The organism is Aquimarina sp. (genome assembly GCF_977115655.1).
The window spans coordinates 15045-33694 of record NZ_CDSBKO010000012.1 but is presented as its reverse complement, the minus strand read 5'-3'; the positions used below and the strand labels follow the sequence as shown (position 1 = coordinate 33694).

Annotated in this window: 17 protein-coding genes; 13 read left to right on the top strand and 4 right to left on the bottom strand. The window is 33.3% G+C overall.

Annotated elements, in window-relative coordinates; translation table 11 throughout:
* The 7 genes from aroA (at position 1) to dnaG (ending at position 11705) form a co-directional block, all read left to right on the top strand.
* Positions 1-1230 carry a 3-phosphoshikimate 1-carboxyvinyltransferase gene (gene aroA, locus ACZIYX_RS07095; protein WP_462681513.1) on the top strand — a complete coding sequence of 410 codons (1230 nt, stop codon included), beginning with the start codon at positions 1-3 and terminating at the stop codon, positions 1228-1230.
* A 234-nt stretch (positions 1231-1464) separates the two neighbouring features.
* Positions 1465-2514 carry a tRNA preQ1(34) S-adenosylmethionine ribosyltransferase-isomerase QueA gene (gene queA, locus ACZIYX_RS07090; RefSeq protein ID WP_462681512.1) on the top strand — a complete coding sequence of 350 codons (1050 nt, stop codon included), beginning with the start codon at positions 1465-1467 and terminating at the stop codon, positions 2512-2514.
* Positions 2515-2803: 289 nt separating this feature from the next.
* Positions 2804-3727 (top strand): chalcone isomerase family protein, encoded by a 924-nt coding sequence (locus ACZIYX_RS07085; RefSeq protein ID WP_462681511.1) that lies wholly within the window; start codon positions 2804-2806, stop codon positions 3725-3727.
* 122 nt (positions 3728-3849) lie between these two features.
* Positions 3850-4890, top strand: coding sequence for a dual-specificity RNA methyltransferase RlmN (gene rlmN / locus ACZIYX_RS07080; RefSeq protein WP_462681510.1), 1041 nt, complete (start codon positions 3850-3852; stop codon positions 4888-4890).
* A gap of 133 nt (positions 4891-5023) precedes the next feature.
* Positions 5024-6001: a polyprenyl synthetase family protein gene (locus tag ACZIYX_RS07075; RefSeq protein ID WP_462681509.1), complete on the top strand. Its 978-nt coding sequence runs from the start codon at positions 5024-5026 to the stop codon at positions 5999-6001.
* 551 nt (positions 6002-6552) lie between these two features.
* Entirely contained in the window at positions 6553-9555 is a 3003-nt protein-coding gene (locus tag ACZIYX_RS07070; protein WP_462681508.1) for a T9SS type A sorting domain-containing protein, read from the top strand.
* A gap of 188 nt (positions 9556-9743) precedes the next feature.
* Complete coding sequence (gene dnaG, locus ACZIYX_RS07065; RefSeq protein WP_462681507.1) at positions 9744-11705, top strand: DNA primase; 1962 nt, start codon at positions 9744-9746, stop codon at positions 11703-11705.
* On the opposite strand, the gene ACZIYX_RS07060 is transcribed toward dnaG, so the two are convergent.
* Both ACZIYX_RS07060 and nadE read right to left on the bottom strand, forming a co-directional pair.
* Positions 11702-12334: a response regulator gene (locus tag ACZIYX_RS07060; protein WP_462681506.1), complete on the bottom strand. Its 633-nt coding sequence runs from the start codon at positions 12332-12334 to the stop codon at positions 11702-11704. The two genes, dnaG and ACZIYX_RS07060, sit on opposite strands and share 4 nt — an antisense overlap.
* Before the next feature lie 137 nt (positions 12335-12471).
* Positions 12472-13260: an NAD(+) synthase gene (gene nadE / locus ACZIYX_RS07055; RefSeq protein ID WP_462681505.1), complete on the bottom strand. Its 789-nt coding sequence runs from the start codon at positions 13258-13260 to the stop codon at positions 12472-12474.
* Between the two features lie 216 nt (positions 13261-13476).
* Between nadE and gldB the strand changes: the two genes are divergently transcribed.
* The 3 genes from gldB to ACZIYX_RS07040 are packed head-to-tail and all read left to right on the top strand — an operon-like array spanning position 13477 to position 15162.
* Positions 13477-14403: a gliding motility lipoprotein GldB gene (gldB, locus tag ACZIYX_RS07050; protein ID WP_462681572.1), complete on the top strand. Its 927-nt coding sequence runs from the start codon at positions 13477-13479 to the stop codon at positions 14401-14403.
* A complete protein-coding gene (gene gldC / locus ACZIYX_RS07045; protein ID WP_462681504.1) occupies positions 14403-14741 on the top strand; it encodes a gliding motility protein GldC in 339 nt (112 codons plus the stop codon). Before gldB ends, gldC begins: the two co-directional genes overlap by 1 nt.
* A gap of 58 nt (positions 14742-14799) precedes the next feature.
* On the top strand, positions 14800-15162 hold the full coding sequence (locus ACZIYX_RS07040) for a GTPase (protein WP_462681503.1): 363 nt from the start codon (positions 14800-14802) through the stop codon (positions 15160-15162).
* On the opposite strand, the gene yihA is transcribed toward ACZIYX_RS07040, so the two are convergent.
* Both yihA and ACZIYX_RS07030 read right to left on the bottom strand, forming a co-directional pair.
* Complete coding sequence (gene yihA / locus ACZIYX_RS07035) at positions 15159-15767, bottom strand: ribosome biogenesis GTP-binding protein YihA/YsxC (RefSeq protein WP_462681502.1); 609 nt, start codon at positions 15765-15767, stop codon at positions 15159-15161. The genes ACZIYX_RS07040 and yihA overlap by 4 nt on opposite strands.
* Before the next feature lie 15 nt (positions 15768-15782).
* Positions 15783-16553: an alpha/beta fold hydrolase gene (locus ACZIYX_RS07030; protein ID WP_462681501.1), complete on the bottom strand. Its 771-nt coding sequence runs from the start codon at positions 16551-16553 to the stop codon at positions 15783-15785.
* 301 nt (positions 16554-16854) lie between these two features.
* On the opposite strand from ACZIYX_RS07030, the gene mraZ reads away from it, so the two are divergent.
* The 3 genes from mraZ to ACZIYX_RS07015 all read left to right on the top strand — a co-directional run bounded on the left by mraZ (position 16855) and on the right by ACZIYX_RS07015 (position 18646).
* Positions 16855-17322 carry a division/cell wall cluster transcriptional repressor MraZ gene (gene mraZ, locus ACZIYX_RS07025; protein WP_462681500.1) on the top strand — a complete coding sequence of 156 codons (468 nt, stop codon included), beginning with the start codon at positions 16855-16857 and terminating at the stop codon, positions 17320-17322.
* Between the two features lie 72 nt (positions 17323-17394).
* Positions 17395-18297: a 16S rRNA (cytosine(1402)-N(4))-methyltransferase RsmH gene (rsmH, locus tag ACZIYX_RS07020; RefSeq protein WP_462681499.1), complete on the top strand. Its 903-nt coding sequence runs from the start codon at positions 17395-17397 to the stop codon at positions 18295-18297.
* Positions 18298-18334: 37 nt separating this feature from the next.
* Positions 18335-18646 carry an FtsL-like putative cell division protein gene (locus ACZIYX_RS07015; protein ID WP_462681498.1) on the top strand — a complete coding sequence of 104 codons (312 nt, stop codon included), beginning with the start codon at positions 18335-18337 and terminating at the stop codon, positions 18644-18646.
* Positions 18647-18650 lie beyond the last annotated feature (4 nt).

Genomic DNA, 18650 nt, shown 5'->3' with positions numbered 1-18650 from the left:
ATGAATTTGAAACTAGATTATATTTCTAATATAGAAAACAAAACACTGCAAATTACAGGATCTAAAAGCGAAACTAACAGATTGCTTATCCTACAAGCATTATACCCAAATATAAGTATCGAAAATGTATCAAATAGTGATGATTCAAAATTAATGCAAAAAGCATTAAAAAGTGTCGATACTATTGTGGATATTCATCATGCAGGTACAGCAATGCGATTTCTTACCGCATATTTTGCGGTAAAAGAAGGAAAAGAAACTATATTAACAGGTAGTAAAAGAATGAAAGAAAGACCAATCAAGATATTGGTCGAAGCATTACAACAATTGGGTTGTGAAATTATGTATGAAGGTGAAAAAGGATATCCGCCAATCAAGATTAAAGGCAAAACCTTGACAGCCAATAAAGTTTCTTTACAAGCAAATATTAGTAGCCAGTATATATCAGCTTTGATGTTAATAGCCTCATCATTACCTAATGGACTCGAAATATCACTAGAAGGAAAAGTAACCTCTGTACCATACATTAATATGACATTAAGTTTGTTAAAAGAAGCAGGTATAGAGGGGAATTATAAAAATAATACAATTACAATAAATTGCCATAAAGAGATTTTGCCAAAAAATATAGTTGTAGAATCAGATTGGAGTTCGGCATCTTATTTTTATAGCATAGTGGCTTTGTCAAATAATGCATCAGTAACGATAAGTAGTTATAAAAAACAAAGTTATCAAGGAGACTCTTCTTTGGTCGAGATATATAAAAACCTTGGGGTAGATACTGTTTTTAACCAAAATGCAATCACTATAAAAAAAAACTCAAACAATGTTTCTGGATTTTCTGAAGCATTAGATTTGTCTAATTCTCCCGATATAGCTCAAACTATAGCAGTAACATGTTTTGGATTAGGAGTAGAGTGTTATTTAACAGGATTGCATACACTAAAAATAAAAGAAACAGACAGGCTTGAAGCTCTTAAAGTCGAGATAGAAAAACTTGGAGGTAAAGTCAAGATAACAGAAGACTCTTTGTATTTAGAACCAGTCTCTGTACCCATTAAAAAGGATGTGTATCTAGAAACATACAATGACCACCGTATGGCTATGGCATTTGCTCCTTTGGCACTTAAAACATCCTTGTTTATTAACGAAGCTGATGTCGTTTCTAAATCCTATCCCGATTTTTGGCTGGATTTAGAAAAATTAGGTTTCAGAACTTCTGAAATATAATACCATTTTAACTTTTAAATCGTGCGTATATAAATTGAATAGTGCTATTTCAAAGTTAAAAACGTATAATACAAATTTAGAAAACTTAAGTGATAATTTATAAAGATAACCAAGATACATTTATTTAAGAAAAAAAAGGTAACTTTTTAAAACTAATAAATATATCCTGATTTACTTGACAACGCCTATCTCAAGATTGTATATTTGCACCTTCCAAAAAAAAAACAAATAAGAATGAAGTTATCACATTTCAATTTTAACCTTCCGCAAGAATTATTAGCAGAATATCCTGCAGAAAACAGAGACGAATCCCGACTAATGGTTCTTAATAGAAAAGAACAAACCATAGAGCACAGGCAGTTTAAAGATCTTATAGATTACTTTAATCCTAACGATGTAATGGTTGTTAATAATACTAAGGTTTTTCCTGCAAGGTTATATGGAAATAAAGAAAAAACCGGAGCTAGAATTGAAGTGTTTTTGTTACGTGAATTAAACTCAGAAACCCGACTGTGGGATGTGCTGGTTGATCCGGCAAGAAAAATACGTATTGGAAACAAATTGTATTTTGGTGATGATGAGAGTTTGGTAGCAGAGGTAATAGATAATACTACTTCCAGAGGACGTACTTTACGATTTTTATATGATGGTTCTTATGATGAGTTTAGGCAAAAACTTACAGACTTAGGAGAGACCCCTCTTCCTAAATATATAAAAAGAGAAGCAGAACCCGAAGATGAAGAAAGATACCAGACTATTTATGCTAAAAACGAAGGAGCTGTGGCAGCACCTACTGCAGGACTTCATTTTTCTAAGCACCTAATGAAAAGGTTAGAGATAAAAGGGGTTGATTTTGCAGAGATCACTTTGCATGTTGGTCTTGGAACATTTAATCCTGTTGAAGTAGAAGATTTGTCTAAACATAAAATGGATAGTGAAGAGGCATATATTACTACTCAGGCCGTTGATGTAATAAATAGTGGGATAGCAAAAAGACAGAAAATTTGTGCTGTAGGAACTACAGTAATGAGAGCTCTGGAAAGCTCTGTGTCGTCAGAAAAAACATTAAATGAATTTAGGGGGTGGACCAATAAATTTATCTTTCCTCCTTATGATTTTAGTATTGCAAATTGTATGATTACAAACTTTCATACACCCAAATCAACATTGTTGATGATGGTTTCAGCATTTGCAGGACACGATTTTCTTAAGCAAGCTTATGAACAAGCAGTAAAAGAAAAATATAAATTTTACTCTTATGGTGATGCTATGTTGATTATTTAATCTCAAAAATAAATAAATAGAAACCCCCGCTAGACCTTTGTTTAGCAGGGGTTTTTTGTATAATATTATAAATTAACAAGTTAAATGATGTTTTTTATATAAAAAGTATTATTTTCGATGCCTTTGAAATTACGGCATTACCGTAATTTTGTAAACACTAGAAAATAATAAATAACTATTTTCGTCGAAAAAAAAAATATTTGGGGCTAATAAATGTACTTTTTATAGATTTGTATTGTTCTTTTGTATGTTACAAATTATAAAAAGAATAACAAACCTGATTATAAATATGAAGAGAGTAATTTATTATTTAGCATTTTTGAATGCTATTTTTTCTGTTTCGCAAACCAGAGTGGGAGATGTTCATTTTAATGATATAGATGTTTTTAAAGATACCGAATTGATGCTTAATGGAGCGGGGGAAACAGAAAAATTATATGCAATGGCTCTTTATCTGGATTTTGAAGTAGATGGGATAGAAGATGGGATAATGGTGGCCGAAAAAGATGCTACTATGGCAATGACTATCAAAATAACATCTTCTGTAACAGACAGTGATTTTAAAGAGATCATTAGAAATGGATTAGAAAGAGCTACCGATGGGAACAGCTATTTGCTCGAAAATCAAATACGTGATTTTCTAAGCCTTTTGCCAAGTGAAATAAACAGGTTTGATATATTTAAAATCCTTTATGTAAAAGGAGGAATATTAACTTTATTTAAAAATAAAGAAGAACTAGGCACAATTAATAGTAAAGAATTTAAAAAAGCATTATTTAAAATTTGGTTAGGAGAAAACCCTGTAGATGCAGAATTGAAAGAAGGATTATTGGCATCTTATGAGCCAAACCCTATCTTGGGAAGATGGAAAACGTATGATAAAAAAACAGGAGTAGCTATTAATATAGTACAACTATATATCATAAAAGATAAAGTGTATGGTTCTGTACAAAGAATGTTGCGTATATCCGAAAGAGATGCTATCTGTTATGAATGCGAAGGAGCAGATAAAAATCAAAACGTTGAAGGATTAGTCATTTTGAAACACTTACAACTCAAAGGAGATAGATATGTAGATGGGAAATTTACAGATATAAATACCGGTAAAGTATCAGATTGCCAAATTTGGATAGAAGAAGATAACAAAGATGTACTTTATGTTAAGTATAAAGGAGGAGGGGGAGTCCATGAATGGAAAAGAATAGAAGACTAGTTTTGTGAAAAAAATAATATAAAAGACCCTGATATATAGTTGTCAGGGTTTTTTTGGTTCATTATAATAAAGAGGTGATGATGAGGCAAAGTAACATTTTATCCTTTACTTTTGTAAATATTATGAATACGAAGAAAAAAGATATAAGAGCGTTAAGCAAAGAGCAATTAAGAGTTTTCTTTGAGGATAATAACGATAAAGCTTTTAGAGGTAACCAAGTATACGAATGGTTATGGAACAAAGGAGCTCATAACTTTGATGATATGACCAATATTTCTAAAACAACCCGAGAAATGTTGGAAAAGAACTTTGTTATCAATCATATAAAAGTGGATCAAATGCAGCGAAGTACAGATGGTACTATAAAAAATGCTGTAAGGTTGCATGATGGTCTAATAGTCGAATCGGTATTGATCCCAACAGCTACACGCACAACCGCTTGTATATCATCACAAGTAGGTTGTAGTCTGGATTGTAAATTTTGTGCTACCGCTCGTTTAAAAAGAATGAGAAACCTTAATCCGGATGAGATATATGACCAGGTTATGGCTATTGATAAAGAGAGTAGATTATATCACAATAGACCATTATCTAATATTGTATTTATGGGGATGGGAGAACCTTTAATGAATTATAATAATGTATTGGCAGCTATCGATAAGATTACTTCTGAAGACGGGTTGGCAATGTCTCCAAAAAGAATCACCCTGTCTACATCGGGTGTGCCAAAAATGATAAAAAAAATGGCAGATGATGAGGTTCGTTTTAAACTGGCAGTATCCTTACATTCTGCAATAGACGAGGTGAGAACATCAATAATGCCTTTTAATGAAACTTTTCCATTAAAAGAACTTAGAGAATCTTTAGAATATTGGTATCAAAAAACTAAAAGTAGAATTACTTACGAATATGTAGTTTGGGATGGCATTAATGATAAAACAGAAGATATAGACGCCTTAATCAAATTTTGTTCCTATGTACCTTGTAAAGTAAATTTGATAGAGTATAACCCTATTGATGACGGTGTTTTTCAACAAGCATCAAAAACAGCAATAGATGATTATATCCATGCTTTAGAATCCCGAAGTATCGTTGTAAATGTTCGGCGTAGTCGTGGAAAAGATATTGATGCGGCTTGCGGCCAATTAGCTAATAAATCATAAAGAAATTATTTGTTTGGATAAAAATAATGATGTATTTAGAATTAATACCAACATATAAGGATATCGGTTTCAAAGAAAAAACTATTTACATTATATTCGCATAAGTTAAGAAAACAGAACTAATTACGGTATATTGAAAGTTGTAGAACAAATAAAATTACCAATTGTTGATGAAATGGAACTTTTTGAACAAAAGTTTTCGCAATCAATGACCTCTAAAGTAGCCTTGCTTAATAGAATTACTCACTACATTGTGAATAGAAAAGGTAAACAAATGAGACCTATGTTTGTCTTTTTAGTAGCCAAAATGGTGTCAGGAGGAGAGGTAAATGAACGAACATACAGAGGAGCTTCAGTTATAGAGCTAATACATACTGCAACTCTGGTTCATGATGATGTAGTAGATGACTCTAATCAAAGACGAGGTTTTTTTTCTATTAATGCATTATGGAAAAATAAAATTGCTGTTTTAGTAGGCGATTATTTACTATCAAAAGGTCTGCTGTTATCCATAGACTACGGGGATTTTGATCTTTTAAAGATTATTTCAGTAGCAGTTAGGGAAATGAGCGAAGGAGAACTATTGCAGATTGAAAAAGCAAGAAATCTGGATATTACAGAATCTGTATATTATGAAATTATACGCCAAAAAACAGCCACACTAATTGCAGCCTGTTGCAGCCTTGGAGCTTGTTCTGTAGAACCTGATTCAGATAGCGTCCAGAAAATGAGAAAATTTGGGGAACTTATAGGGATGGCTTTTCAAATAAAAGATGATTTATTTGATTATGGAAATACCACCATAGGAAAACCAACAGGAATTGATATTAAAGAACAAAAAATGACACTTCCTTTAATTTATACCCTGAATAATTGTACTAATGAAAAAAAGAAATGGCTTATTAACTCAGTAAAGAATCATAATAAAGATAAAAGAAGGGTTAAAGAAGTTATAGATTTTGTAAAAGTAAACGGTGGGCTAGAGTATGCCATTAAAATAATGCATCAATTTAAGAACGATGCTCTTTCCATTTTATCAGAATATCCAGACTCAGATTATAAATCTTCATTAGAGTTGATGGTTGATTATGTTATTGACCGAAAAAAATAAAAGAACAATTCAAAAAAAGTTTACGAAAACTGATTTTTTAGCAAAAATCAGTTAGATATTTATTAATGGGTAGCTTTGAAAATACAATTATTTTGTTAAAAACTTGTTTTTCGAGTAGTTTTATTAAAAATTCTCCGTTAAAATTGAAGATGTTTTAACTTTTTAAATACCGTCTTGTTTTTTTACTCCAAGTAATACTCAGATTATATTTATACCTCCCTGTAGGGTTATTATCCTATTAAATTAGTATACTTAAAGCGCTCTCGATTTGTTAAATAATTTACTTAAATATAATATGTGTTTAATATATAAGTAAATATAAAACCCTTAATTATATTGTGGTTTTAACGTAACTATTTGACTGTAAATATTTTATGATATTTTATTTTTTTGTTTCTTAACTAAATACTCTATATTTATCCAAGTCATAATTGAAATAATTCTTCCCAAATATTGAACATTGATTCTGCATTTTTTGCCTCAAAATGTAGTTGATACTACTTGTGCTGAAAACTGGTATAAAATTGAACAATTAACCAAATTTCACTTATATGAAAACAAATTTTATTTATTTTACATTATTCATGTTTTGCAGCTTCGGGCTGTTTGCACAAAAAGGAGGAGCTGTTAAAGCCAATTCTGTAGGTAAATCTATTTATAAAAAAGATATTCCTGCTTTTTCTCAAATGAAAAATATTATTTCTGCTAAAGGTTTAGAGGTGGATGCTCCCCCAAAACACAGAGGAAGTAACACAGTAGTTCCTGGAAAAGGTTTTCCTAAAGGAAATGATCCACTTATTGAGCGTCAAAAGAGTGCTAATAAAATGTCTATTAGCCCACCATTGGCATCTTTTGATGCTCATGTAGGAACAGTTTTAAATGACGCAACAGGAGCGATAGGACCTAATCACTATGTGTATGCATTTAACTCTGGTTTTGGGATCTTAGACAGATCCGGTAATGTTTTACTCGCAGAAGCATCGTTAGCCACCTTATTTCCGGGAGAATCACTCGGGGATCCGGTAGTAGTTTATGACAACTTTGCAGGTAGATTTATTATAATGCAATTTAGTAATTCTCCAAACGGATTTTTAATAGCAGTATGTAAAGGGCCAGATCCGGTAAATGATGGATGGTCTACTTATAGATTTAATACCGATGCATTCCCGGATTACGAAAAATTATCTATTTGGAATGACGGGTACTATATCACAGCAAACAAAAATCAAAATGCTCCGGATACCAATGATGTAGTATTTGTAGTAGAAAGAGACGAAATGATTGCAGGAGCAGCTTCGGCTAAAATGATTAATTTCCCATTACCAGGAGCAAAAACAAGCGGTTTCTATAGCCCGGGAGGGTTTAACGCAACAGGAACAACGCTTCCTCCTGCAGGTGTAGGATGCTCTATAGTATATATGCAAGATGATAGCTGGACCGGTATTTCAACAGATCATTTAAAAGTGTGGACTACTAGCGTAGATTGGACTACTCCGGCAAACTCTACAATTTCTCAACCACAAGAAATTACAACGGCACCTTTTGATAGTGTCTTTGATAATGGATCTTTTCAGAATTTGGATGAACCGGGCAACGGGCCAGATATAGATGCACTTCAGGCAACCATGATGTATATGACTAACTACAGACGTTTTGGTACACATAACTCTGTGGTTATGAACTTTGTTGTAGATCTTAATGGATCAGATAGTTTGGCAGGTATACGTTGGTACGAACTTAGGCAAACCGCAGATGGACAGCCATGGACAATCTATCAGGAAGGAACATATACACAACCAGATGGATTAAGTGCATTTTGCGGAAGTATTGCTCAGGACTCTCAAGGTAATATAGGATTAGCATATACCGTAGTAAGTAGCAGTGTTTATACTTCTTTAAGATATACTGGTAGATTGGCAAGTGACCCGGTAGGTACAATGACGGTTGCAGAACAAGTTTCGGCTAACGGAGATAGCCAAAATAACAGAAGTGATGGTAGATATGGAGATTATGGGCAAATAACTATTGACCCATTAGATGATAAAACGTTCTGGCATATCAGTGAGTATATGAAAGGACCGTCTCCTAATGTTAGAAAGAGTCATGTAGTAGCTTTTAAAATTGAACCAGCAGTAGTCGATAATGAGGCTCCGTCTACACCAGCAAATTTATCTGCTTCAGGAACAACGGCCAGAGAAACTACTCTAAGTTGGGATGCTTCAACAGATAATGTTGGGGTAACAGGTTATGATATATATCAAGATGGTACAGTAGTAGCTAATTCTGCTACAAACAGCCATACTGTTAATGGGTTAACTCCTCTTACTACATATTCTTTTTATGTAAAAGCAAAAGATGCATCAGGAAATCAATCCTCAGCAAGTAATACAGTAAGTGTAACCACGTTAGAAAGTACTACAGGCCCAGGGTGTTTAAATGGATTAGTGGCACCTTACAATGAAAGCTTTGAAAGCAACATAGGTGCGTGGACTCAAGCATCGGGAGATGATCTGGATTGGACAAGAAAATCAGGGGGAACCCCCTCTAATGGAACAGGACCTGCAAGCGCAGCAGACGGATCAAATTATTTATTTGTAGAAGCATCAGGAAGCGGTACCGGATATCCCAATAAACGAGCTATCCTTAATTCTCCTTGTTTTGATCTTAATGATGCCACAGCAGCAGTTTTCTCTTTTAAATATCACATGTATGGAGCCGCTAATTTTGGTTCTCTGGATGTAGAAGCAAGTAATGATGACGGGGTAACCTGGACTAGTGTTTGGAATAAAAGCGGAAACCAAGGAAACTCTTGGGGAACTGCGACTATAGATCTGGCAACATATCTTGGTTCTGGACTACAATTAAGATTTAATCGTTTAACAGGAAACACATGGCAGGCAGATGCAGCAATAGATGCAATATCTCTTACAACTGGTTCTTCCGGAGGAGATTGTGCTACAGGTGAGCTAACTTTGACAATAACATTTGACAACTACCCTGAAGAGACTTCATGGACGTTGAAAGATGCTGCAGGAACAACAGTAGCATCAAAAAGCTATTCATCTTCAAATGCAGATGGCTCTACAGTAACAGAAACCATTAATGCTTTGGCTTCAGGAGCATATACTTTTACAATATCAGATTCATTTGGAGATGGTATGTGCTGTAAGTATGGTAATGGAGCATATACCCTGTCAAGTAGTGCCGGTACTATAGCATCAGGAGGAGAATTTACAAGTTCTGATGCCACAGAATTCTGTGCTCAAGGAGCAAGAATGAGATTAGATACTCATGAATTGACCGATGTTAATGCAAATGACGAAAGATTTAAACTGTATCCAAATCCGGTAAGTGGCGTTTTAAATATTTCGGTAGGCAAAACATCTATCCAAAGTTTAGAAATATTTTCAATGTTTGGGCAGCTGATCCACAGTGAAAATAACCAAGGAACAAAACAACAAGTAGATGTAAGTAATCTTTCAGAAGGAACATATTTTGTTAGAATCACTGCAGACGAGACCATTGTAACAAGAAGTTTTGTGGTTAAAAAATAATTTCTTGTAAAAAAATTATAGACTTTAAGAAGGTTGTCCAACAGGACAACCTTCTTTTTTTGGACAATTACCTTGGGGAAAGCCTCAGAGGATTAAACTCCACAATGCGGATTAAAATTAGAAGAAAGGATTGCGTTTGCTTAATTATATTATTTTTGTTGAATATATAAATTAGTATAATCTGTTTTATGATCCATAAATCTACTATAGATGCAGTATTTGAAGCCGCCCGTTTAGAAGAGGTAATAGGAGATTTTGTGCAATTAAAAAAAGCAGGAAGCAATTTTAAAGGGTTGAGCCCTTTTAGCGATGAAAGAAGCCCTTCTTTTATGGTATCTCCTGTAAAACAAATATGGAAAGATTTTTCTAGCGGAAAAGGAGGGAATGTTGTAGCTTTTTTGATGGAGCATGAGCACTTTACATATCCTGAAGCTATAAAATATTTAGCAAAAAAATATAATATAGAGGTAGAGGAAACCGAGCAAACAGACGAGCAAAAACAACAAGCAGATGAAAAAGAAAGTATGTATCTGGTTAGTGAATTTGCTAATGTTTTTTTTCAAAAATCACTACTCAAAACCGAACAAGGTAAAGCTATAGGATTAACTTATTTTAAAGAAAGGGGATTTACAGAACACACTATAAAAAAGTTTGGATTAGGATACTCTCCCGATACTTGGGACGCTTTTACTACAGAAGCCATTAAAAAAGGATATAAGTTAGAGTACCTGGAAAAAACAGGGCTTACTATAGTCAAGGAAGAAAAACAGTTTGATCGTTTTAAAGGCAGGGTTATGTTTCCAATACAATCCATGTCTGGTAGGGTATTAGGCTTTGGGGGCAGGATATTGACTAATGAAAAAAAGGCAGCAAAGTACCTTAACTCTCCAGAAAGTGAAATCTATCATAAAAGCAAAGTGCTTTATGGTATTTATCATGCAAAACAAACAATAGCAAAAGAGGATAACTGTTTTTTGGTAGAAGGATATACAGATGTTATCCAATTTAATCAAACCGGGATTACCAATGTAGTTTCTTCCTCGGGGACAGCGTTAACTTCAGACCAAATACGCTTAATAAGCAGGTTAACTAAAAATATAACGGTACTGTTTGATAGTGATGCAGCAGGAATGCGAGCATCTTTAAGAGGTATAGACCTTATTCTTGAGCAAGGAATGAACGTAAAGGTCTGTAGTTTTCCAGAAGGTGAAGATCCGGATAGTTTTGCCAAACAAAATACATTAGAAGAGCTAACCGTATATCTAGAAGAAAATGCTCAGGATTTTATAAGCTTTAAAGCATCTTTATTACTGCAGGATTCTAAAAATGACCCTATAAAAAGAGCAGAACTGGTTAGGGATATGGTAACCAGTATATCCAAAATACCCGATGTAATCAAGCAGGAGATTTATGTTAAGGAGTGTTCAAGGATAATGGATGTTTCAGAAGATGTTCTGTTTGATACTTTGGCACAAATACATAATACAGATATAAAAAGCCAGCATAAACAAAAAGACCAGCAACAAAAACCTCTTGAAATTGTAAGAAGCGAAACTCAAAAACAACCCAAAATCAACAGGCAGTATGTGTTGGAGCGCCATATAATAAAGGCTCTGTTAATGTATGGTGCTCTCGATGCAGATTTTGAGGATTTGATATTGAAGGAAAATGAAGAGGGAGAACTTATTTTAGAGCCGGAAATACATAGAATAAAAGTTTTTGAAAAAATATATCTGGACTTGCAAGATGATGAAATAGAATTTACAGATCAACTATTTAAGGACATATATACGATTTTGATTGAAGAACTAAATATGGTAAGTGAGTTTAAAGTTGAAAGTTTTATAAATAAAATTCAACCCGAAATAGCCTCAGAGATTACAGAAATTATGATGAACGAGGAACGGTATGAACTTCATAGGTGGGTAGATAAAGAAATTCATGTAAAGCAAAAAAAAGACTCTGTTGCAGAGTATGTAAATAATATTATATTAAGCTTGAGAGGGTTTTTGATAGATCAAAAAATAAATGAGCTTTCACAAGAAGTGAAAGCCCAGAATTTTGAAAATAACATAGGTGTTTTAGAAGATATTCGAGATTATCAAACACTCAAAAAATTATTATACAGAAAACTAAATCGGGTGATTTAACTAATATGTAATAATCTTGATTGATGAATCAAATCTGCAAGGTTGTCTACTTTTAATTTTTTTAATAATCGTGTTTTGTACGTGCTTACGGTTTTTTCATTAATAGATAATGTGCTTGCAATATCTTTATTCCTTTTTCCTGAAGATAATAAGTTGAGAACCTCTATTTCTCTGGAAGACAGTTTTTTGTATTTTACAACCATATTATTTTCGCTGGCATTTCCATTGGCCAGTTGTTTGGTAAGGTTGTCATTTAGATAAATACCTCCTCTGGCAACACGTTCAATTGCTTTTTTAAGGGTTTTTGTAGGAACTGTTTTTGCTAAATAAGCAGAAGCACCTGCTTTAATAGCACTTAACGCATACATTTCTTCAGGATGAGAACTAAAAATAATTACTTTTATTCCGGCAAATTCTTTTTTAATAGTTCTCAATGCCATAATTCCATTGATTTGTGGTAAATCTAACTCCATGATGAGAACATCAGGAGTGTTAGATTTCAAAACATCATACATTTCGTTTCCGTTACTTACTTTGCCAATGATTTCATAATCCTCAGAGTTGCGAAATAAAGAAACGATCCCCTTCCTAGTGATTGGATGATGATCTGCGATTAATACGGTAGTCATTCTTGTTTACGATTGTTTTAGTTTAATTTAAGAGTTTAACATCTTTAGGCTAGGGGTAATTTTTAAATCTTTGTGCAAAATTACTAAGAACTAGCCCTCGTAAACTTTTTTTTATGAATTTATCGATAAAAAGATAATTAAAACAGTTCAACGGGTATATTACAAACAGGAATAGGGTTCATTTTATGTTGGTTTACGGTATTTAAGTGTATAAAAATTTCAAAAACCTCCTTCTTTCGTCCTTTAAAATCATTGCTGTTTTTGCCCTCTTCTTTCATTTTCATAGCCCATTCCAATTCATCATAACTAGCTCCAATTTGATCCTCATCACTTCTGCTGTCACCAAACAAACCATCGGTTGGAGCAGCATTTTGTATAGAAACAGGTACTTTTAAAACTTTGGCAATAGCATAAACTTCACTTTTTAAAAGATTAGCGATAGGGCTCAGGTCAACACCTCCATCTCCATATTTAGTATAAAAACCCACGCCAAAATCTTCGACCTTATTACCAGTCCCCGCAACCAGATATCTGTGCAAACCAGCAAAATAATATAAAGCAGACATTCTTAATCGGGCTCTGGTATTTGCAAGAGATAAATCTAATTGTGCACTGGCAGGAGATTTGGGGACTACAGACTTTAATTCCTCAAAAACAGGAGTTAAGTCAACTCTGATGTCAGAGACATTAGAGTGTTTTTTTTTCAATTCAGCAATAAGTTCTTGAGCTCTGGTAACCTGACTTTGTGCTTGATGGATAGGCATCTCAACACAAAGGGTTTTCATACCTGTCTTTGCGCATAAACAAGAAGTAACAGCACTGTCAATTCCTCCGCTAACACCAACAACAAAACCTTCCATATTTGCGTTTACAGCATAGTCTTTTAGCCAATTTACAATATGATCAATTACTTTTTCTGTTTGCATACTTTATATTTATAAATAATATAACTAAAAATAAGTTTAATTCAACAGATACTTGATTATCCTGTGCTTTGTACTTCGTAAAAGGATATAGTATCTTTGCGATCATAAAATTAATAAAAAAAGATGGCGTTCTGGAAGAATAGAAATTATTTAAATAGATATTACAATTTACAAAGGGGTATTATTAAGTTTTTAAAATTTACTCTGGTCTTTTTTATGTTTATTTCTTGCTCAAACAAAAATAAAGTTGAGAAAGAAATTGCTAAAATCCCTATAGACCTGAAAATAGAACGTTTTGATACTTTATTTGCAGTAGTAACTCCAGAAACCCTTCCAGAACTTAAAAAACAATACCCGTTTTTGTTTCCAGAAAAATATGCAGACAGTATTTGGATCAAAAGGTCCCGGGACACAATACAACAAGAGGTAAATACAGAAGTAAAAAAGGCTTTTTTGGATATGTCTGAAGAAGAAACAGAACTGTATTCACTTTTTCAGCATATCAAATATTACTTCCCGGAAATTAAAACACCAAAAGTTGTTACCATTGTCAATGATGTAGATTACAAAAACAAAGTAGTGCTTTCAAAAGGATTGTTAATTATTGCCTTAGACACATATTTGGGGAAAGACCATCATTTTTATAAAGGAATACAAAAATATCTAAGGCAAAATTTTGAAAAAAAAGATATGGTTCCTGATGTAGCTTCGATGTATGCCAAAAACCAGGTAGGCCCGATTAGAGACAGGACATTTTTGGGGAACCTGATATCTTTTGGAAAAGAATTGTATATAAAAGATTTGTTATTACCTGATTTTTCCAGTGCAAGAAAAATAGGGTATAGTGAAGAGCAATACTCTTGGGCAGAGACTAATGAAGAACATATATGGAGGTATTTTATAGATAAAAAACTGTTGTATAGCACAGATAGTTCTTTAATGCCCAGATTTTTATACCCGGCACCTTTTTCAAAATTTTATTTAGAAGAAATAGATAACGAAGCCCCGGATAGAATTGGCCAGTTTGTAGGATGGAAAATTGTGGATTCGTATATGAAAAATAACAACGTATCTTTGCGCCAATTAATATTGGCAGATGCCGAAACTATTTTTAACAGATCAAAATATAAACCCAAAAAATAATGGCAAGCGCGCATAAATCAGAAATCAAAATAGATATAGAATTAGATGAAAATCGTATTCCTGAAAAGTTAAAATGGACAGCAAAAGACGGGGGAGTCGAAAATCAGGATACCAAAGCAATGCTTTTATCTGTTTGGGATAATAAAAGTAAGGAAAGCCTTAGGATAGATTTGTGGACAAAAGATATGCCTGTTGATGAAATGAAAATCTTTTTTCATCAAACATTGGTAGCCATGAGTGATACTTTTTACAGAGCAACCCAAGATGAAAAAATGTCTGCTACTATGAAAGATTTTTGCGATTATTTTGCAGAGAAATTAGATTTAGAACAAAAGTAATTCATGTTTTATTGAAATGTTTTTAAGTTAATTGTGACTAAACAGTCAAAATTTAATTTTGAAAAAGACTTTACTTTTTGTGTATAATGCAAAATCTGATATGTGGAGCAAATATTTGAACAATATTCATAAAATAGTAAGCCCGCAAACCTATTCCTGCAATCTTTGTAACTTAACACATGATAGTTTTTCTGAAAAGAAAGAATGGAGGGATTTTAGAAAAAATGTACCTCTTGATTTTTTGTTTATGTATAAAAATGAGTTCTTCAAGTCATACCCTGCCGATAAATTCAAAAACCTTAAGTTTCCTGTTGTTTTTGAAAAGTACACAAAAAATCTTACGGTAGTTTTGGATGCAGAAAAATTAGCAAGTATACAAACTACAAAACAATTAATTGGTTTTTTGCAGAAAAAAAATTAAGAAGATTTAGCTAGCTGGTCGTTAATATCTTGTATGTAATTAAGAAGATCTTCCTGCCCTAATCCCGAAGAGGAAGAAGTTATAAAATAATTAGGCATTTCTTCCCAATACTTAAGCATTTCATCAATATAATTATTTATCTGAACAGGTAATTTGGTCTTGGTAAGTTTATCTGCTTTGGTGAAAATTATAGAAAATGGCACTTGGTTTTCACCTAACCATTGCATGAACTCCAGATCTATTTTTTGTGGCTCATGGCGGCTATCTACCAATACAAAAGCACAAGCTAGTTGAGTTCTTTTAGAAAAATAAGCAGTAATAAATTTTTGAAATACTTTTTTTGAAGATTTAGATACTTTTGCATATCCATATCCTGGTAAATCAACCAGAAACCAGCTTTTGTTAATGATAAAATGATTGATTAATTGCGTTTTTCCGGGTCTCCCCGATGTTTTGGCAAGACTTTTTCGATTGGTAAGCATATTGATCAAAGAAGATTTTCCAACATTGGATCTTCCAATAAATGCATATTCAGGGAGTCTGTCTTTTGGGCATTTGGCAACGTCGCTGTTACTCATTATAAATTCAGCGCTGCTAATCTTCATAATATTCAGTTAAGGTTAAAAGTTGCGTTCTTGTAACCAGTTATGCAATAATCGGTTAAATTCTTCAGGATGTTCCATCATGGCGGCATGCCCGCATTTGTCGATCCAGTATAGGTCAGAATCTGGTAGTAATCTGTTAAAATCATCAGCTACCTCTGGCGGAGTCACATTATCATTTTTACCCCATATAATACAGGATGGGATATTCATTTTTGGTAAATCTTTTGCCATATTGTGCCGGATAGCACTTTTGGCTATAGCCAAAGTTCTGATTAATTTATTTCGATCATTAACTGTAGAGTACACTTCATCTACAATTTCTTTGGTAGCTATAGTCGGGTCATAAAACACATTTTCGGCCTTTGCTTTAATGTATTCATAATCTCCACGCTTAGGATAACTTTCTCCCATAGCGCTTTCGTACAATCCAGAACTTCCGGTAATAACAAGTGCCCTTACTTTTTCAGGAAACATTTTAGCACATAAAAGAGCTATGTGTCCTCCCAGAGAATTACCAAGAAGAATTACTTCTTTGTCGCCATAGCCTAAATGATCTATAAAATCTTTAAGATACTTAGCGTATGTACCAACTTTGGTTTTTAGCAAAGACAATGTATAAACAGGTAATTCAGGAATTAATACCTTATATCCATGCTGAGGAAAGTAAGAACTAACACCTTCAAAGTTACTCAAACCGCCCATCAATCCATGTAAGATGATAATTGGTGTGCCTTCCCCTAAATCTAGATAACTAAATTTTCCGTCTTTTTGTAATTCGTGTTTCATTAATACTTCTTAGAAGAATTAAACGCAAATATAGCATTTTCATAATTAGTTTCGAGTTTTTTTATGAATACTACAGAATGATTTTTTTTATTTTTTTGAACACAGATTATTTTGACTTCAAATTCATTAAAACCAAGAATCCATAAGCCTTTTTGTAGTGTATTGATAAACAAAATCTTAAAGTTTTGGGTAACAAAAACTTCTTGTTTTTAAACACAACTTATTAACAATGTGGTAGATTGTGGTAAAAAGTGGTATTTTTTTCAATATATTTGACTTATTAAACGTTTAGGGAAGTAAAGTGGTAAATCTAATTGGTACATACGAGTGCAAAGCAGACGCTAAGGGACGTTTGATGATGCCTGTTGCTTTTAAAAAGCAACTCTCGGGAGTACTGGAAGATGGGTTTGTCTTAAAAAGAGCGGTTTTTCAGCCTTGTTTGGAGTTGTATCCTATGGCAGAATGGAATCTTTTGATGCAAAAAATGAATAAACTTAATCGCTTTAAAAAGAAAAACAATGACTTTATCAGAAAATTTACCGCAGGAGTCAAAGTAGTAGAGATTGATACAGCAGGACGCTTGTTAATACCTAAGGATTTGATAAGCTTTGCCGCAATTACAAAAGATTTGGTACTGTCCTCGGCCGTCAATATAGTTGAAATTTGGGATAAAGACCAATATGAAAAAGCAATTGAAGGTGTAGCAGATGATTTTGCAGATCTGGCAGAAGAAGTAATGGGGTTTGATGATGATATCAGTCTTGATTAGTAGATAGTAAAGGATAAGAGGGAGGTAAAAAAGTCTTGTCACTATTTTAGACAAACAAAAGAAATAAAACAGATGGAGTATCATAATCCGGTATTGCTTAAAGAAACAGTAGATGGGTTGGTCATTAAGCCAAATGGAATATATGTAGATGTTACATTTGGCGGTGGTGGCCATTCTAAAGAAATACTTAATCGATTGGGGCCAGAAGGCAGATTATTTGCTTTTGATCAGGATTTGGATGCGTTGGATAATGCGATCAAGGATGAGAGATTTACTTTGGTAAATGAAAATTTTAGGTTTATAAAACGATTCTTGCGATTTCATGGAGTAAAAAAAGTAGATGGGATTCTTGGGGATTTTGGTGTTTCCTCTCATCAGTTTGATGTTGCAGACAGAGGGTTTTCTACTCGGTTTGATGCAGATTTGGATATGAGGATGAATCAAAATGGAGAGTTATCGGCATATAATGTAATTAATGAATACGACGAATCGGATTTAAGAACTATGTTTTTTGAATATGGAGAATTAAGAAACGCTCCAAAACTAGCAAGAGCGATAGTAGCTTCCAGAAAAGAAGAGCCTTTAAAAACGAGCACAGAGTTAAAAGAAGTACTAAGCCCATTTTTGCCAAAGCATAAAGAACATAAAATATTGGCACAGGTTTATCAGGCAATTCGTATAGAAGTAAATCAAGAAATTGAGGCTCTTAAAGAATTTTTGAGACAAACAGAAGAACTTCTTAATTCTAAAGGCAGGATTAGTTTAATATCCTATCACTCCCTGGAAGACAGATTGGTAAAAAGATTTATTCGTAATGGAATGTTTGAAGGAGAGCCAGAAAAAGATTTATATGGTAATGTAAATGTGCCTTTTAAAAAAGTAGGAGGATTGATTGTTCCTGGAAATGATGAAATTAAAAAAAATAACAGGGCTCGAAGCGCAAAACTAAGGATAGCAGAAAAAATAAGAGAATAAGCAAAGGCTGTTTCTGTGTCAAGGAAGAACAAAAAATATGAAGCAAAAAATTTATGACATATTAAAAGGAAAGTTTCTTATCGCAGACGATGCGATGAAAAATTGGCGAATGTTATTGTTTCTTTCTTTTTTAGCAATAATAATGATAGCAAGTTCTCATAATGCCGAAAGTAAAGTACATGAGATAGCAAAATTAAACAATGAAGTAAGAGAGCTAAGAACACAATTTGTAGACGGAAAAACAGAGTTAATGAGATTGAAAATGGAATCATCTATAATTAAAAAGATGACGCAAAAAGGATTAAAACGCCCGGCAAAACCACCAAGAAAAATAATAGTAAAAAACTAAACTA